13 protein-coding genes are annotated in these 17,082 nt (G+C 69.7%); 10 read left to right on the top strand and 3 right to left on the bottom strand.

Going from position 1 to position 17,082, the window contains the following annotated elements:
- Window positions 1-110 precede the first annotated feature (110 nt).
- The 4 genes from ACWD4J_RS19750 to ACWD4J_RS19735 all read left to right on the top strand — a co-directional run bounded on the left by ACWD4J_RS19750 (window position 111) and on the right by ACWD4J_RS19735 (window position 4,339).
- A complete protein-coding gene (locus tag ACWD4J_RS19750; protein WP_451396665.1) occupies window positions 111-716 on the top strand; it encodes a YdbC family protein in 606 nt (201 codons plus the stop codon).
- 99 nt (window positions 717-815) lie between these two features.
- Window positions 816-1,475, top strand: a complete 660-nt coding sequence (locus ACWD4J_RS19745) for a histidine phosphatase family protein (RefSeq protein ID WP_451396664.1) — start codon at window positions 816-818, stop codon at window positions 1,473-1,475.
- 12 nt (window positions 1,476-1,487) lie between these two features.
- The gene (locus ACWD4J_RS19740; RefSeq protein ID WP_451396663.1) at window positions 1,488-2,396 is read left to right on the top strand and encodes an ADP-ribosylglycohydrolase family protein; all 909 of its coding nucleotides are present in this window, start codon (window positions 1,488-1,490) and stop codon (window positions 2,394-2,396) included.
- Between the two features lie 293 nt (window positions 2,397-2,689).
- Entirely contained in the window at window positions 2,690-4,339 is a 1,650-nt protein-coding gene (locus ACWD4J_RS19735) for a DUF4153 domain-containing protein (RefSeq protein ID WP_451396688.1), read from the top strand.
- Between the two features lie 160 nt (window positions 4,340-4,499).
- On the opposite strand, the gene ACWD4J_RS19730 is transcribed toward ACWD4J_RS19735, so the two are convergent.
- Window positions 4,500-6,047 (bottom strand): MFS transporter, encoded by a 1,548-nt coding sequence (locus ACWD4J_RS19730; protein ID WP_451396662.1) that lies wholly within the window; start codon window positions 6,045-6,047, stop codon window positions 4,500-4,502.
- A gap of 150 nt (window positions 6,048-6,197) precedes the next feature.
- Between ACWD4J_RS19730 and ACWD4J_RS19725 the strand changes: the two genes are divergently transcribed.
- The 3 genes from ACWD4J_RS19725 (at window position 6,198) to ACWD4J_RS19715 (ending at window position 8,449) form a co-directional block, all read left to right on the top strand.
- Entirely contained in the window at window positions 6,198-6,833 is a 636-nt protein-coding gene (locus tag ACWD4J_RS19725) for a TetR/AcrR family transcriptional regulator C-terminal ligand-binding domain-containing protein (protein ID WP_451396661.1), read from the top strand.
- Window positions 6,834-7,019: 186 nt separating this feature from the next.
- On the top strand, window positions 7,020-7,721 hold the full coding sequence (locus tag ACWD4J_RS19720; protein ID WP_451396660.1) for a ribonuclease HII: 702 nt from the start codon (window positions 7,020-7,022) through the stop codon (window positions 7,719-7,721).
- 68 nt (window positions 7,722-7,789) lie between these two features.
- A complete protein-coding gene (locus ACWD4J_RS19715; RefSeq protein ID WP_451396659.1) occupies window positions 7,790-8,449 on the top strand; it encodes a hypothetical protein in 660 nt (219 codons plus the stop codon).
- Window positions 8,450-8,798: 349 nt separating this feature from the next.
- Here the strand turns inward: ACWD4J_RS19715 and ACWD4J_RS19710 are convergent, their stop codons facing one another.
- Window positions 8,799-9,419: a hypothetical protein gene (locus tag ACWD4J_RS19710; protein WP_451396658.1), complete on the bottom strand. Its 621-nt coding sequence runs from the start codon at window positions 9,417-9,419 to the stop codon at window positions 8,799-8,801.
- Between the two features lie 221 nt (window positions 9,420-9,640).
- Entirely contained in the window at window positions 9,641-11,803 is a 2,163-nt protein-coding gene (locus ACWD4J_RS19705; protein ID WP_451396657.1) for a RecQ family ATP-dependent DNA helicase, read from the bottom strand.
- 132 nt (window positions 11,804-11,935) lie between these two features.
- Between ACWD4J_RS19705 and ACWD4J_RS19700 the strand changes: the two genes are divergently transcribed.
- The 3 genes from ACWD4J_RS19700 to ACWD4J_RS19690 all read left to right on the top strand — a co-directional run bounded on the left by ACWD4J_RS19700 (window position 11,936) and on the right by ACWD4J_RS19690 (window position 16,942).
- On the top strand, window positions 11,936-13,426 hold the full coding sequence (locus tag ACWD4J_RS19700) for a DUF4192 domain-containing protein (RefSeq protein WP_451396656.1): 1,491 nt from the start codon (window positions 11,936-11,938) through the stop codon (window positions 13,424-13,426).
- A gap of 477 nt (window positions 13,427-13,903) precedes the next feature.
- On the top strand, window positions 13,904-14,662 hold the full coding sequence (locus tag ACWD4J_RS19695; RefSeq protein WP_451396655.1) for an NUDIX hydrolase: 759 nt from the start codon (window positions 13,904-13,906) through the stop codon (window positions 14,660-14,662).
- A 366-nt stretch (window positions 14,663-15,028) separates the two neighbouring features.
- Window positions 15,029-16,942, top strand: coding sequence for an ATP-binding cassette domain-containing protein (locus tag ACWD4J_RS19690; protein WP_451396654.1), 1,914 nt, complete (start codon window positions 15,029-15,031; stop codon window positions 16,940-16,942).
- Window positions 16,943-17,082: the final 140 nt, after the last annotated feature.

Raw genomic sequence — 17,082 nt, 5'->3', positions numbered from 1 at the left:
TCCCCGGCGTGCGGTCCGCGGTGGTCAACAGCCGGAGAACTCATGGTTGTTGAAGGGATCCTCCGACCGAGTGAGACCGGGGTCACGGTCCCTGGCCTTAGGATTGCGCGGTGCTGGTCAAGTGGATTCGCTGCACCGTGGTGGACCGCCGCGGTTTTGAACGGGGGCAGCGGAAATGGGCGGGGCTTCCGGGGGAGCCGGGTTTCCGTGGGCAGGGCGGGGGATGGAGCCGCCTGCGGCCCGGGGTGGCCCATGTCTTCGCCTTCTGGGAGAACCGGACCTTCTACGACTCGTTCATGGCGCGCTCCCACGACCGGCTCGCCGCCGCCCAGTCGGGCACCTTCAAGGACGCCCAGGTGAAGCTCTTCGAGCACCGGTTCGATGTGAAGACCGGCTTCGAACCCCGCTTCACGGACGCAGATGTGGTGCGTGTCGCGCACTGCCGCGTCCATGCGGACCGCGTCGAGAATTTCGCGCTGATGCAGGAGAAGGTGTGGAACCCCGCCATGGCCGGCTCTCCGGGAATGGTGCGGGGTCTGTTCGGAGAGGCGCCCGACCACGAGTTCCTGGTGCTGTCGATGTGGCAGTCGGCCGCAGAGCACGGAAAGTACCGGGTCGAACGCGTTGAGCGCCTTGCTCTGCGGGCCCAGACGGACGCCGATGTGGCGGGCCTGGCCGGAGACATCGTGGAGCTGGAGCCCTCGTGGACCGTGTGACACGGACGCGCGATGCCCTTTCCAGGCGTGCGTGATCTCACGTAAGCCGGATGGTCCGTACGTGTGCTCGACTGTCGGAGACGCATCTAGGGTTTGACCATGGCACGACCACGGCGCATCGTCCTCGTCCGGCACGCGGAGTCGGTGGGCAACGCCGACGACACCGTGTACGAGCGCGAACCGGACCACGCACTCGCGCTCACCGAGACGGGCCGGCGCCAGGCCGAGGAGACCGGCGACAGACTCCGGGAACTGTTCGGGCGAGAACGCGTCAGCGTGTACGTGTCGCCGTACCGCCGAACCCATGAGACCCTCCGCGCCTTCAGACTGGACCCCGAACTGGTGCGGATCCGTGAGGAACCGCGACTGCGCGAGCAGGACTGGGGCAACTGGCAGGACCGCGACGACGTACGGCTTCAGCAGGCCTATCGCGACGCATACGGGCACTTCTTCTACCGCTTCGCGCAGGGCGAGTCGGGCGCCGACGTCTACGACCGGGTGGGCGCGTTCCTGGAGAGTCTGTTCCGCAGCTTCGAGGCGCCGGATCATCCGCCGAACGTGCTGTTGGTCACCCACGGTCTGACCATGCGGTTGTTCTGCATGCGCTGGTTCCACTGGACGGTGGCCGAGTTCGAGTGCCTGTCGAACCCGGGGAACGGCGAGACGCGGATGCTCGTCCTCGGGGAGAACGGCAAGTACACGCTGGACCGGCCCTTCGACCGCTGGCGTGAACCGGAACCGTACGGGGTCACCGGATAAAGTGGCAGCGAGATGACCGCTGACTCCTCTGCCGACGGGCGCCTGGACCGCGCTCTGGCCAGCCTGCGCGGACTCGCCGTCGGAGACGCGCTGGGCTCGCAGTTCTTCGTGCCCGCGCACTATCCGCTGCTCAAGCGCCGCGAGGTGCCGTCCGGCCCCTGGCAGTGGACGGACGACACCGAGATGGCCTGCTCCGTGGTGGCCGTGCTGGCCGCGCACCACCGGATCGACCAGGACGCGCTCGCGCAGTCGTTCGCGGAGCACCACGACTTCGACCGCGGCTACGGGCCTGCGGTGAACCGGCTGCTGCGCCAGATCCGCGAGGGCGGAGACTGGCGCGAGCTGTCTGCCGCGCTGTTCAAGGGCCAGGGTTCCTGGGGCAACGGCGCCGCGATGCGGATCGCGCCCCTCGGCGCCTGGTACGCGGACGACCCCGAGCAGGCCACGCACCAGGCGGAGATCTCGGCCTACCCCACCCATCAGCACCGCGAGGCCGTCGTGGGCGCGATGGCGGTCGCCGCCGCGGCAGCGCTGGCCGCGGACCCCTCGGGTCTCCCGACGCCCGAGTCGCTGCTCGACGGCGTCATCGCCCTGGTACCGCGCAGCGCCGTCGGGGCGGGGCTCCGGCGGGCCCGGGACATGCTCGACTACGGCGACACGGCGACGGTCGCCGCCGTGCTGGGCTGCGGGCGACGCACGACGGCCCACGACACGGTGCCGTTCGCGGTCTGGTCGGCGGCACGGGGCCTCGGCGACTTCGAGAAGGCGTTCTGGAACACCGCCCAGGTGGGCGGCGACGTGGACACGACCTGCGCCATCGTCGGCGGCGTGATCGCCGGGGGCAAGGCGGGCTCGCCACCGGCCGAATGGCTGAATCGGACGGAGGCCTTGCCGGCCTGGATGACGGGCGGGACGGCGTGAGGGCCTGGATGCCGGGCACCGCCTGAATTTGTTCGTCGGCTATGACGCCGTTCCGTATGAACCGTCCATTACGGCGTCGAGTCTCTTTCTGTCACGGTCATGCCACAGTGCCCAGGGTGCCACGCCTCCCGCCCCCTGCGCGGCTAGCCTTTCCGCCACGCCGCCTGTTGATCATGCTCGGGCGTGCGCCGAACGAGACACCGGTCGCCGACTGACACCGCCACGCGCGCGTGGGCCTTCGCGACCGGTCGGGAGGGGGTCCCGTGTCCCACAGACCGTCCCAGCCGGAGCCGATGGCTGAAGGGCAGCCGGCCGATGAAGCGGAGCCGGCAGATCACGACGCGAGCAGCGCCGACGACTCGAACGAGAAAGGAAGCGCGGCCGAACCGAGTGAAGCGAACGAGCCGAACAGCGCCCATGAGGTGATCGATGCCGGCGCCTCGGACTGGGACCATCCGCTCCCCGCCGGCGGCCCATGGCTCGAGCCACTGCACGGCGAGCCTCCCGCGCGTATCCGCGCAGCGACGCTCTGGTCGGTATTCGCCACCGGCGTACTCAGCATGCTTCTGCTGGGCGACGGTCTGGCGTTCAACCTGCTGATCGTCGCGATCCCGGCCGCGCTCGGCGCGTTCTTCGCCGCCCAGGCCGCGCGCCGCCGGCCGCGCCCATGGACTCTCGTGTGGGCCATCGGCGGGCTGGCCCTGCTGCTCGTGCCCGCCCTGCGCGACGCCACCTGGCCGTCCTTCCTGGCCGTCGTCTCCGCCGTGGCGCTGGGTTCGCTCGCGCTGCACGGCTCGCGCACCTGGCCCGGTGTGCTGCTGGGCCCGTTCGGGGTCCTCGCCTCACTCCTCACCGGTCTCTCGTGGGGCTGGCGCGGCCTGCGCGACCGGACGGGCGGCTCCCGGGGCAACCTCGGCACCGCCGTGCGCGTTGTCGGCGTGACCGCGGGTCTGCTGCTGGTCTTCGGTGCGCTGTTCGCCTCGGCCGACGCCGCCTTCGCGGACGTGCTCGGTGATCTGATGCCCGACGCATCGGTCTCGGACGGGCCCTGGCGCCTGCTGCTCCTCGCCCTAGGCGTGGCCGGCGCGCTGGCGGCCGCCCACACGGCAGCGGCGCCCCTTCGGTGGGACCGGATCGTGGTGACCTCCGGCCGGCCTCGCGGCCGCGTCGAGTGGGCGCTGCCGCTGATCGTGCTCAGCGTGCTGTTCGCGGCCTTCAACGCGGTCCAGCTCGTCGTGCTCTTCGGCGGATACGACGCCGTACTGAAGAAGACGGGCCTGACGTACTCGGCGTACGCACGGCAGGGGTTCTGGCAGTTGCTGATCGCCACCCTGCTCACGCTGCTCGTCATCGTGTTCGCGCTGCGCTGGGCTCCGCGCGGCGCGCTGGGCGATCGAGGGCTGGTACGCGGGGTGCTGGGAACTCTCTGTGTTCTCACGCTCGTTGTCGTGGCGTCGGCGGTGCGGCGCATGGACATGTACGTGGAGGCGTACGGACTGACGCGGCTGAGGCTCTCGGTGGTCGCCGTGGAGCTCTGGCTCGGCCTCGTCATCGTGCTGATCATGGCGGCCGGAGCGTGGGGCGCTCGCTGGCTTCCGCGTGTCGTCGCGGCGAGTGCCGCGGCGGGTGTGCTCACCTTCGGGCTGCTGTCTCCCGACGGCCTGATCGCGGAGCAGAACGTCCAGCGCTACGAGGCCACCGGCAAGTTCGACCTCGACTATGCGCGAGAGCTGTCCGCCGACGCCGTACCGGCCCTCGACCGGCTCGATGAGCCCCTGCGCTCCTGCGCGCTGCAGGACATCGCCGAGGACCTTCGGGACGACGGGCCCTGGTACGCGACCAGCTGGGGTGAGGCACACGCCCGGCGCTCCCTCGACGACCGGCCGCTGACCGACGACTGGGAGACGTGCAGCAAGGTGCGACAGGATCTCATGTACCGCTGAGGAACGGGCTGTACGACCGGGGAATCCGCCATGGCGCGGAGGGGGCCGACGTACCGCAGAGGAGCCCGCAGGTGCCGGGCCCTCCCGCCGTCATAGGAGGGCCCGGCACCCACGCTCCTCGTCCGAGTTCCGAGTGGGGGCGGCTCCGAGGCTGCCGCGGTCAGCCCCCCGAGGGCCCTGCCGCCCCGGCCAGCGCTTCCAGGTCGCTCTTGCGTACGCGGATCACCAGCGTTGCCGTGAGCAGCGCCAGTGCGGCCATCGCGACGGCCGGGATGAATGCGGTCGAGATGCCGTGGGCGAGCACGTCATGGCCCCACGGCGCGGGCAGCTGCCCGGACTTCGCGAAGGCGGCCTTCTGCTCCGCCGTTCCGTTCGCCATGAAGTCCGGGAGCTGGACCTTCGCCTCGTCCCTGCTCGCCGTACCGAACACGGTGGTCAGGATGGACAGGCCCAGCGAACCGCCCACCTGCTGGGTCACGTTGAGCAGACCCGATGCGGCACCCGCCTCGTGTTGGGCGACGCCGGACACCGCGGTGAGCGTCAGCGTCACGAAGTTCAGACCCATGCCGAAACCGAAGATCAGCATCGGGCCGAGCACCCCGCCGAGATACGAGCTGTCAGGGCTGATCAACGTCTGCCAGCCGAGCCCGAGCACGACGAGCGCCGAGCCGGTCATCATGAACGGCTTGGGGCCGAGCACCGGCAGCAGGCGCTGCGACAGGCCCGCGCCCGTCGCGATCGCGACCGTCACCGGCAGGAAGGCGAGACCCGCCTGGATCGGCGTGTACCCCAGCACGTTCTGCACGAAGAGCACGATGAAGAAGAACATGCCGAACATCGCCGCGGCCAGGCTCAGCATGATCAGATACGTGCCGGAACGGTTGCGGTCCGCGAACATCCTCAGCGGAGTGATCGGCTCCCTGGCCCGGCTCTCGATGACTGCGAAAGCCACGAGCAGCACGACCGCCGCCCCGAACGACCCCAGCGTGAGGCTGTCGCGCCAGCCCTCCTCGGCGGCCCGGATGAACCCGTACACGAGAGAGGCCATGCCGGCCGTCGACGTCAGCGCGCCCGCGATGTCGAAGCGTCCCGGATGGCGCTCGGACTCGTTGATGAACATCGGGGCCAGCACGGCGATCAGCACACCGATGGGCACGTTGACGAAGAGCACCCAGCGCCAGTCGAGCCACTCGGTGAGCATGCCGCCCGCCAGCATGCCGATCGCGCCGCCGCCCGCGGAGACCGCGGCGAAGACGCCGAACGCGCGATTCCGCTCCGGCCCCTCGGGGAACGTTGTGGTGATCAGGGCCAGTGAGGTGGGCGAGGCGATCGCGCCACCCGCGCCCTGCAGGGCGCGCGCTGCCAGCAGTTGCCAGGGCTCTTGTGCGAGTCCGCCGAGCAGGGAGGCGAGGGTGAAGAGGAGGATGCCGGTCATGAAGACCCGGCGCCGGCCGAGGATGTCGCCCGCACGGCCGCCGAGCAGCAGCAGTCCGCCGAACGTCAGTGTGTACGCGCTGACGACCCAGGTGAGGTCGGTCGTAGAGAACTTGAGCGCATCCTGGATGTGCGGGAGCGCGATGTTCACAATCGTCGCGTCGAGTACCACCATGAGTTGGCAGGCTGCGATGACGGTCAGGGCTATGCCGGGGCGCCCCTCCCGGCGAGCCGCCCCTGGCTTCTGGTCGTGGACTAACTGAGAGGTAGTCATGGTTCCCCCACAAGAACATTAGTGAACGCGGGCGTTCACTGTCGCGTCAACGGTAGTGACTCCCCAACAGTGAACGCAAGCGTTCACTGAAGATGCTGCCCAGATGCTTGCTTGCGTAGGCTGCTGCACCCGCACATCGGAGAGATGGACATGGATACTTCGCGCTGGACGGCCGCTCCCGCTCAGACGGCCCCCCCGGCGACCTCCCTGCGTCGGCGTGGACCCGTGCTCGAGCGGGCGATCCTCGAGGCCGCCCTGGACCAGCTCGGTACGGTCGGTTGGAACGGGCTCACGATGGAGGGGGTCGCCGCGGCCGCGCAGACCGGAAAGGCGGCCGTCTATCGCCGCTGGCCGTCCAAGGAGGATCTGGTCGCGGACGCCCTCCAGGCGGGACTGTCGGCTCTCGGTGCCGCGCCGGACCTTGGAGATGTCCGCGAGGACCTGCTGGAACTGTGCCGTCAGCTGCGCGAGGCGATGTACTCGCCACCCGGATTTGCTTTGCGTGCGGTAATTCACGAGTGTGACGTGATCGCCGCTGAGCGGTTTCACGGCCTGATCCTGGAAGGCGTCGTTCAGCCGACGGTCCGACTCGTCAAAGAGGTGCTGCTTCGCGGAATCGAGAGGGGAGACGTCCGCTCGGGAGGGGCTGACGACTATGTGTGCGAAGTCATCCCGGCGATGATGATGTACCGCTCCAAGATGTGCGGAAGCGAATGGACTGAGCGTGACATCGAGGACGTGATCGACCGGCTGATGATGCCGCTGCTGCGCCCGGACGGCGGGTGACGCGGGTCGCAGTCGGTCGCGGAGCACCCCTGCGCGGGCAGGGCGAGCCCCGTGTGCAGGCAGGGTGAGCGGGCCCGTCCCTGGCACGCCTGCCGCCGAGGTGGTGTGCGGTGTCCTCGCGGGCTCGCTCCGTTTCCCTGACCTGGGTGTTGCGCGGTGCCCCGCGCGGCGTACGCTTTGTGCGCCATGCCCTACGAACCACCCACCCACCGTGTCGAGCGCTCCCTGAGAGCCACCACCGGAGCGAAGATCGTTGCCGGTGTCGACGAAGTCGGGCGGGGTGCGTGGGCCGGGCCGGTCACCGTCTGCGCGGCGGTCACCGGACTGCGTCGCCCGCCCGAAGGGCTGACCGACTCGAAGCTGCTCACTCCCAGGCGACGCACCGAGCTTGCCACTGAGCTGCTCACCTGGGTCACGTGCCACGCCCTCGGTCACGCCTCCCCGGAGGAGATCGACGACCTGGGGATGACGGCAGCGCTGCGGCTGGCGGCGGGGCGCGCCCTCGAGGCGCTGCCGGTCAGGCCTGACGCGGTCATCCTCGACGGGAAGCACGACTATCTCGGCGCTCCCTGGAGGGTCCGTACGGTGATCAAGGGCGACCAGTCCTGCGTGGCCGTCGCGGCCGCATCCGTGATCGCCAAAGTTCAGCGCGACAAAATGATGGCCGAACTGGGTGTCGACCATGCAGACTTCGACTTTGCGGCCAATGTCGGGTATCCGTCCCCGGTGCACCGGGCCGCGCTGGAGGAGTGGGGCCCCACCCCCTACCACCGGCTTTCGTGGGCGTATCTTGATGCGTTGCCCCGGTGGCGACACCTCAAGAAGGCCCGCACCTGGGCGGAAGGAAGCGTTCCGGAGATCGAGGGGCAGCTCGGCTTCGATTTCTGACGATTCAGTTCGCACTCATGTGCCACCCGCCGACGCGAACCGCAACGGCGTTTGATAAACATCAGCTCATGCCTCTCATTCCCGAGGAGCCTCAGATTCACGAGAGTGCCCAGGGTCCCCGCGCCTCTTCGGCCAGCAGCCGTACCGCGCCGACCCCCCGCCCTGTACCCGGCCCGCGCCCCGCGGCTGCGCCGCGCCCCGGTCGCCCGGGTCCTGTCCGGCCGATGCCGCCCGCGCAACGCTCGTCGCGCGAGTCGGTGGCCGCCAAGCCGGGGCCGTCCGCCCCGGCCTCCTCGCCGTCTTCTCCGTCGGCTCCCGCGCCTTCCACGACGTCCGGGACGCCGCAGATCCAGCTGATCCCGGCCTCGGTCGAGGGTGCGCTGGACGCCGCGGAAGAAGCCGTCGACCTGCTGCTGGAGTCGGGCCGTGCGCCCGGGGACATCCTGGTGATCACCACGGGTGAGCCGCATCCGTGGGCCGCCCATGAGCTGTCCTTCGGCGAGGCCGCGTACTGGGCCCAGCATGACGCGGGTGACGACGTCTTCTACGCCGAGGCCACGGCCGTCGGCCGGGTCGCGTCTCGTCCGGTCGTCATCGTCGCCGTCAACGGAGGCTCCGACGAGGACGCGTCCGGGGCCCTGCCGCTGGCTCATGGCCGGGCCGGTGCCCTGCTCGTCGTCTGCGGAGATCCGCAGCGCATCAACTCGGTGCTGGGCGCGGGGGTCTGACCCCCGACGCCTGCCCGGAGCCGTGGCGGCATCCCACGCGGATGCCCATACACGGTGGCTTTGATCGCGCGGTTTCCGTCCGGCTTCGGATGGGGGCGGCCGTAGCGGAGGGCCGATGTGCCGGGTCACGTGTCCCTGACAGGCGTGCGCCGTGACGGGCGTGAAATCGGCAACCCGACGTGGGGCTGTGGCGGGCGGGGAATCGGTGGTTTCCCGCAGGCCGCCGCCTCCGTCTCCGTCACCTCTGGCTTCAGTACGGCTCGGGTGGTGACGATGACGGCTCCCCTGCGGTCACAGGTACGGCGGCGCCACTGCCCTCGGTGCGGTGCTGCCTCGGGGGTCTGCTGCCTCAGCGTGCCGCTGCCCGGCGGAGCACATCGGACGCCGCGCCGCCGGAGCGCGGAGCCGGCGGCTCCTGTGTGAACGGCGTCGGCGCCGAGGCGGCGCTGGGCCGACGGCCGCCGCGGCCCTCGCCCAGTACCTGCCAGCCGTCACGCGTCAACGTGATGTACGCGCCGCACCGCAGCCCATGCAGCGTGCACGCGTCGCGCAACCCCCACATCCAGGCCCCGTCCTCCTCCGTCCAACGCGCATCACCCTCACGGCAGTAGAGCAGTACTGCGGTGCGGACAGGCGTGCGGAGGCGGAGATCATGCGGAATGACGCGACGCAACTGTGAGAGCAGTGCGTTGCGGAACACCCAGCCGTCCGTGGCGGATGCGCGTCGGCTGAAGGATGCGCTCGCCCTGAGCCGCTCATCCGGGTCCAGTACGGCCACCACCGCGGTCGCGGGCGTCGGCCGGTGCCGGGCATGCAGGCCGTTCACGACTTCACGTGGATTGCGCAACAGCGGTATGCCTGCAGATGCCCATTCAGCGGGCTCCAGCATCCGGGCAAGTCCGCCGGCGGAGTCGACGGTCATCGCGGCAGATGCCGCAGCAGGACTGGACGGAGCGAATCCGAAGGTCACGATCCTCCCTTCGGCTACACGCCCACACGGGGGCGGGGGTGGGGGTCGGGCTTGGGGGAGCGCACCGCGGAGAGCCCCTTCAGAGCAGAGAGGGCTGTGCGGCAGCGACTCCAATTCTTCCCGGCAGAGTGCGTTGCGGCAACGAGCAATTGAGACCGCTGATCGAAATGGCGTGATTCGCTTCTTATATCCCTGGCCAGGGCTGCGAAACGATGCCACGGTCAACCCTGTACAGCAAGGACGAGCGGCAAAACCCCTTCGGCACCTGCTCGCCGGAGGAGCCGGGCTGCTGTCGCCAGCGTCCAACCGGTCTCTGTCGCATCGTCGATGAGCAGAACGGGACCGCGTGTCTCAGCGAGAGCCGCAGCCAGTTCAGAGGGCACGGTGAGGGCACCGTTCAGGGCCTTCACCCGCTGTGCGCTGTTGCTGCGCGACGCATGCAGGGTGTCGGCGCCGGGCGAGTAAGCCACGGAACCCAGCAGAGGAAGGCGGCCGACCTCCGAGATCCGTGTGGCCAGCGACTGGATCAACTGCGGCCGTGTGTGCGACGTCATGGCCACGACGCCGACCGGTCGAGCCTGGGCGTCGGGCGCGCCGGACGCCCAACCACCGGGCCCCTTCGCCCAGTCCGCCAGCACGCCCACCACGGCGTTCGCCACATCGTCCGGCACCGGACCGTCTTGGGCGCGGGGCGCGAGCATGGGGCGCAGCCGGTTGCCCCAGCCGATGTCCGAAAGACGTCCCAGAGCCCGGCCGACGGCTGCCTGTTCGGTCGCGGGAATGCGTCCTTTGAGACTGATGCCCACTGCTTCGAGACCGGTCGGCCACATCCTCCGAGGCTCCACCTCGACACCTGCTCGCCCCAGTTCACCGCGCGCCGCGGCCAGCGCTGCCGGGGACACGGCGTCGTTGAACCGAACCCCGGCACAGGTGTCGCAGCGGCCGCACGGAGCCGCTTCCTCGTCGTCCAGCTGCCTTCTGAGGAACTCCATCCGGCAGCCGGTCGTCGTCGCGTACTCGCGCATCGCCTGCTGCTCGGCCTCCCGTTGCTTGGCGACCCACGCATAGCGCTCGGTGTCGTACGTCCAGGGCGCTCCAGTGGAGATCCAGCCGCCCTTGACCCGCCGTACCGCGCCGTCCACGTCGAGGACCTTGAGCATCGTTTCGAGACGGGACCGGCGCAGCTCCACGAGTGGTTCGAGGGCGGGGAGCGACAGCGGCCGCTCGGCACGGGACAGGGCGTCGAGCGTGCGCCGCACCTGCTCCTCGGGCGGGAACGCGATCGACGTGAAGTACCTCCAGATGGCCTCGTCCTCCGCCCCCGGAAGCAGCAGCACCTCCGCATGCTCGACGCCGCGCCCGGCGCGCCCGACCTGCTGGTAGTAGGCGATGGGGGAGGAGGGCGAACCCAGGTGGACAACGAAGCCGAGGTCGGGCTTGTCGAAGCCCATGCCCAGCGCGGACGTGGCCACCAGAGCCTTCACGCGGTTGGCGAGAAGATCGTCCTCGGCCTGCTGCCGGTCGGCGTTCTCCGTCTTCCCGGTGTACGAGGCGACGGTGTGACCGCACTGGCGCAGGAAGGCCGTGACCTCCTCGGCCGCCGCGACAGTGAGTGTGTAGATGATCCCCGAGCCCGGCAGCTCGCCGAGATGCTCGGCAAGCCAGGCCAGCCGGTGCGCGGCGTCGGGCAGTCTCAGCACACTCAGGCTCAGGCTCTCCCGGTCGAGTGCTCCGCGCAGCACCAGCGCGTCCGCACTGCCGCCGGTGCCCAGCTGTTCGGCGACATCGGCGGTCACGCGCGCGTTGGCCGTCGCCGTGGTGGCCAGCACGGGGACTCCCGCTGGAAGATCGCTGAGCATGGTGCGCAGCCGTCGGTAGTCGGGCCGGAAGTCGTGGCCCCAGTCGGAGATGCAGTGCGCCTCGTCGACCACCAGCAGGCCGGTTGCCGCGGCCAGTTCGGGCAGGACGTGATCGCGGAAATCGGGGTTGTTGAGGCGCTCCGGACTCACGAGCAGTACGTCGACATCGCCCGCGGCCACTTCGGCCTGGATGGCGTCCCACTCCTCGGTGTTGGACGAGTTGATGGTGCGAGCGTGGATGCCGGCGCGCCCGGCCGCCTCGACCTGGTTGCGCATGAGCGCCAGCAGCGGGGAAACGATGACGGTGGGGCCTCTGCCCTGCTGGCGCAGCAGTGCGGTCGCGACGAAGTACACGGCGGACTTGCCCCAGCCGGTGCGCTGCACGACCAGGGCCCTGCGCTTGTCGGCGACGAGCGCCTCGATCGCCCGCCACTGGTCCTCGCGCAGCCGGGCGGCTCCCGTCCGGTCACCGACGAGACGGGCCAGGACGGCATCAGCCGCCGTACGCAGTTCTTCGTTGCTCATGCCCCCATGCAACCCGATGGGTCGGACATCGCGCGAACGGGTCCGCCGGGCTGTGGACAACTCTTGTCGTGTTCCTGGCGAAAGTTATCCACAGGAAAACCGGAAGATTGAGATCCGCGGGAAGGTCGGCACATGACGAATCACCACGACTCCACAGGCGCCGCGGAACCCGGCGACATCACGACTCCTTCCGGACACGGTGGACCCGCTCCTTCCGGGCATGGCGGGTCCGCTCCTTCCGGACGCGGCGAGTCCCCGGATCTGGCCGCTGACCAGCAGATCACTCTGCGCACAGCGTCCGAACTGGCCGATGCCCTGCCGTACTTGCTCGGGTACCGGCCGGAGGACAGCATCGTGCTCGTCACGGTGCACGACCGGAACGGGCGCGGGCGTTTCGGCGCCCGTGCACGCCTCGGTATCCCTGAGCGTGAGGAGGACTGGCCGTCCGTCGCAGAGCAGTTGGCCCAGTGTCTCGTAACAGGCAGCGAGCGGCGCGGTGCCCGGCCCGAAGGCATGGTCGTCTTCCTCTGCCAGGACCCCGCAGCGGCGGAGTCGGGGCAGCAGGTCATGGAACGTCTGCGGCCGCTCGCGCAGTTGCTGCGCACGGCCTGTGGTGGTCTCGACGTCCCGGTGGTGGAGGCGCTGTGCGTCTCCGGCGGTCGTTCATGGTCCTACTGCTGCCCGGGAGGGCGCTGCTGTCCTCCGGAAGGCGTCTCGCTCGGCCTTCCCGGGACCTCGGTTCTGGCGGCTGCCGCCACTTATGCGGGCATGCAGGTGCGCGGGACGCTGCGCGAGCTCAGGGCCAGGCTCGTTCCCTGGGGAACGCAAGCATCAGCCGACGAACAGGAGCGCGCCCTCGATGCCGCCGCCATGACGCTGGTCCCGCGGATGCTGGACGAATCGGATGGCGCGAAGGTCGCAGCGGAGACCCTTGATCTCGCCGGCCGCATCATCGGCCGCCTCGCCGACACCCCGCCGGCCGGCGGGACACGCCGAGCCGACCTGAGGGATGACGAACTGATCGCACACGACGAGGCTGCGGCACTCATCCTGGGGCTGCAGGACCGGACGACGCGTGATCAGGCGGCCGAGTGGATGGAGGGCGACGAGGCACCTGCGGCTCTGCGTCTGTGGAGGGCGCTAGCGCGGCGCTGTGTCGGTCCCTACGGCGAGCATGCCGCGGTGCCGCTGACGCTCGCGGGCTGGGTCGCCTGGTCGCTCGGCGACGAGCTGGAAGGCCGGGAGGCGCTGGCCATGGCCCTCGGCGCAGATCCGGGCTATACGTTCGCTGTCCTGCTGCACCGGGCCTGCAACGAAGGTCTGGACCCGGAGTCCATCCGCCGCTGCCTGCGCAGCGAACGAGCCGAACGGGAGGCCACGGCACCGGACCCGGATCAGGCCCCGTCCTCTCGCCCGCCCGCTGCCGGCTCGGCCCGTGCCAAGCTCCGTGCCCAGCTTTCGGGCATGGGCCGTCCGGTCCTGCCCATGGCCCCGGACCCCCGGCGTCGCAGGTCAGGTAACGGGGGCAGCTCCGGAGCCAAAGGCAAACGAGTCAACCAGCAGAGCACCCGACCCGCTGTCCGGCGCCGTGTGGGCCGGCGCACTTCACGCAGCGACCAGTGAGCACGCAGCCGCTTGATCACAGAACCAGGTGGTCAAGACAGGGCGTGGTCACGACGGGGCTTGGCCACGACGGCACGTGATCACGGCAGCCCTGATCATGAAAGCGCGTGATCCCGACAGCCGCGGCCAAGGTCTGGGCGCCGATCCGAGACTCCGCCGTAACCGGAAACCGTGACTCTGTGTGCCGGCGGAGGTGTCCAGTGGATGAGGCCGGGCCGATCGAGCCGGGACGAGTCCGCGCTCTTCTTCGCTCGAGTCCGCCGTCTCGGACCCGCATGGGCAGGCAGGCTCGGGCGGACCGCGATCAAGGAGAAACCGACAGAAGTCCGTTGGAGACACGACCCGCCGGACCAGCACGGACACGGGCGGACAGCACGGGCAACGCGCCATGGAACGTCATACGGAGCACGGTGGATCGGTCCTGGAAGCACAACCGAAGGGAGTGTTTATCGTCAGTGAGACGACTATGATCGCGGCATGCCCTACGACCCGTCAGCCTTTCCGCCTTTCGCCGTCACTGTCGACCTGGTCGTACTGACCGTGCGCCGTCACTCGCTGTGCGCGCTGGTGGTACGGCGGGGTGAGCCCCCGTTCCAGGGGCGGTGGGCGCTTCCCGGTGGGTTCGTGAGGGCCGACGAAGACCTCGCTGCGGCAGCGGCCCGGGAGCTCGCCGAGGAGACGGGGCTGTGCGCACATGACCCTGCCGCCCCTGCACAGGGCAACGGTGCCCATCTCGAGCAGCTCGCCACCTACGGTGACCCGAAGCGTGATCCGCGGATGCGTGTGGTCAGCGTCGCCCACCTTGTGCTCGCCCCGGACCTACCCGCTCCCCGGGCGGGCGGGGATGCGTACAGCGCGCGGTGGGCGCCCGTCGAGGCGCTGCTCAACCAGGGTGGCTACGGCCGTGAGGGCGAGCAGGCGGCCCCGCTCGCCTTCGATCACGCACAGATCCTGGCGGACGGCGTGGAGCGCGCCCGGTCGAAGATCGAGTACTCGTCGCTCGCCACCGCCTTCTGCCCGGCGGAGTTCACCGTCGGCGAGTTGCGCCGCGTGTACGAGGCGGTGTGGGGAGTCGCCCTCGACCCCCGCAACTTCCATCGCAAGGTGACCGGCACCGTCGGCTTTCTGGTACCCACGGGTGGTACCACCACCCGTCAGGGCGGCCGCCCGGCGCAGCTGTTCCGCGCGGGTGGAGCGACGTTGCTGAACCCGCCGATGCTGCGCCCGGAAGTCTGATCGCACCACCTCGTATTGGCGCGTCGGTTGGGCTCGCTCCACGTCAAGGTGGGTGGGACCGTGTTCATCCCGGGCAGCCAACGAGCCGAGCGTGACTGGTTCCGGGCTGCTCGGTGTCCGCGCTGCTGCGTCAATCGCGCTTGATCGAGCGGGTCATCGCACATTCCGACAAGGGGCTCACGCCGGACTGTTCGCCGGACTGCGGAGCGACCACGGCTGACACCCATGTGGATCCCTGCCCGAAAAGACGGGAATGTCGCGCTATCTTGCTGCCGTATCCGCGGTCGCGTTCCGTCCTGATCCGGCGGACGAGTCAGGCCGCCGAGCTCCGGCCGCCGAGCGGTCGCACTTCCGATGAGGGAAGCGATGATCCAGGCCATCGGACTGACCAGCAATCCGCGAAAGAAGCTGCCCCCTGCCGTCGACGACGTGACCTTCGAGGCGCTCCCCGGCCATGTCACGGCGCTGCTCGGTGGCCCCGCCTCGGGCAAGACGACAACGCTGAGGCTGATGCTCGAGCTCCAACCCGGGCGCGGAATCACGTACTTCAGAAGCCGCCCTTTGCACTGCTTGCCGCACCCGTCCCGAGAAGTGGGCGTCCTTCTGGGGGAGGTCCCGGGCCATCCGGCGCGTACGGTGCGCGGTCAACTGCGGATGCTCTGCGCGGCCGCCGGGGTGCCCGTGCAACGCGTGGACGAAGTACTCGATGCAGCGGGGTTGGTAAGCCTCCGCGGCGAGCGGCTCGACATGCTCTCCCGGGGCATGGACCGCCGCCTCGGGCTGGCCTGTGCCCTGTTGGCGGATCCGCACACCCTGGTCCTGGACGCCCCTGCCGATGGCCTGTCTGCCCGTGAGAGCCGTTGGCTGCACGGGATTCTGCGCGCGCACGCCGCCAAGGGGGGCACCGTCCTGTTCAGTACGGACGATCCCAAGGAGGCCGCGCGGACGGCCGACCGTGTGGTGACCCTGGATGCGGGCAGAATCGTCGTCGACCAGGAAGTTGCGGAGTTCGCCCGCACCCGGCTCCGGCCACGCGTCGCCGTCCGTACGCCCTACGCGGCCAGGCTCGGCCTGCTGCTCACCAAGGAGGCACGGGCCGGACAGCGCTCAATCGAGGTGATCAAGGAGGACGGCAACCGGCTTTCCGTGTACGGAAGCACCTGCGCCGACGTCGGTGAGATCGCCTATCGGCACGGCATCCTCGTCCACCAACTCGCGGATGAGATCGGTGACATGGGTGCGAAGGTCATCATCACGCCGCCTGAGCACGCCGCTCACACGGGCCACGCTCCTCCCTCGGAATCCGAGACAGACCTTCCCGAATCCCCTCCTGCCCCAGGCCCGCGGCGGGAGGCCCCGGACCAACGGCAGGAGTCTTTGGCCCTACGGCAGGAGGTCCGTGATCGACTGCAGAAGACCGCGGCCCCATGTCAGAGCAACCGTCATTCCCCCGCGCACGCAGAGCCCGGAGTGCTGTCCCAGCTACCTCCTCCCATCACCGTCCGTCCAGCCCGCGGCCCAATGCGGCCCTTGCGCTACGAGCTGTACCGAGCGACCGGAGTGGGGACGGGCTATGCCACGGCCGCTGTCCTGCTCGCCGTCTCCGCGCTCGTCTCCCTGCTCCTCGCCAGAGCGGGACACACTTCGCAGACACGCATGCTTGCCGCGTGGCCGCAGAAGTTTCCGCTGCCTCCGACCGCTCTCGGCGCCGGACTCCTGGGCGCCTTCGCCTTCGGTGACGAGTTCCGCCATCCCGCCCTCGCTGTGGACCGCGGCACCGTCCCCCGGCGCCTGGGACTCCTCTGCGCCAAGCTGGTCGTGGCGGCGCTCACCGCCCTGCTGCTGGCATTTCTGACCATCGGCTGCGACGCCGCGCTGTTGCAATTCGTATACGGACCGGAACTGACCAGAGTTCCCGCAGACTGGCTCTCGCTGTGTGCCAGTTGGTTCGGCATCGTCGTGGGTTGCGCATGGGCCGGTGTGCTGGCTGCCGGCATCTTCCGGTCCACGACCGCCGGGCTCGCAGCAGTCGTCGCCGTGCCGGTGGTCGTCGTGCCGCTCGTGGAGAAGGCCCTGGAACGTCCCGCCGCGCGCTCCGCGGCCGGTTTCCCGGCACGGCTGCGTGATCTCACCCTCGGGCAGTGGCCGTTCGGGGCCGAGAGATACCTGGCTGCGGGCGTGCGGATGATCGTTCAACCGGTGGGCGGTGCGCTGGCGTTGTCGCTGACCGCCCTGCTGTGTGCTTATGGGCTCACGGCGCTGCGCAGCCGGGTCCGCTGACCGCTCTCGGCGCACGTTCCGTTTCCGTGCTGCCCGCAACTTCCCGTAGAACGCTCATTTCTGTCCGATAAGGCGTCAATTGCGGCAGGGTAAGCGATCACCCTTTCGTGTGCTTTTCACCAAAGCCCTCAAGGGAGTTG

Source organism: Streptomyces sp. NPDC002577, from assembly GCF_053594815.1.
Note: the sequence above shows the minus strand (reverse complement) of the source record. Positions and strands in the feature narration are given on the sequence as shown.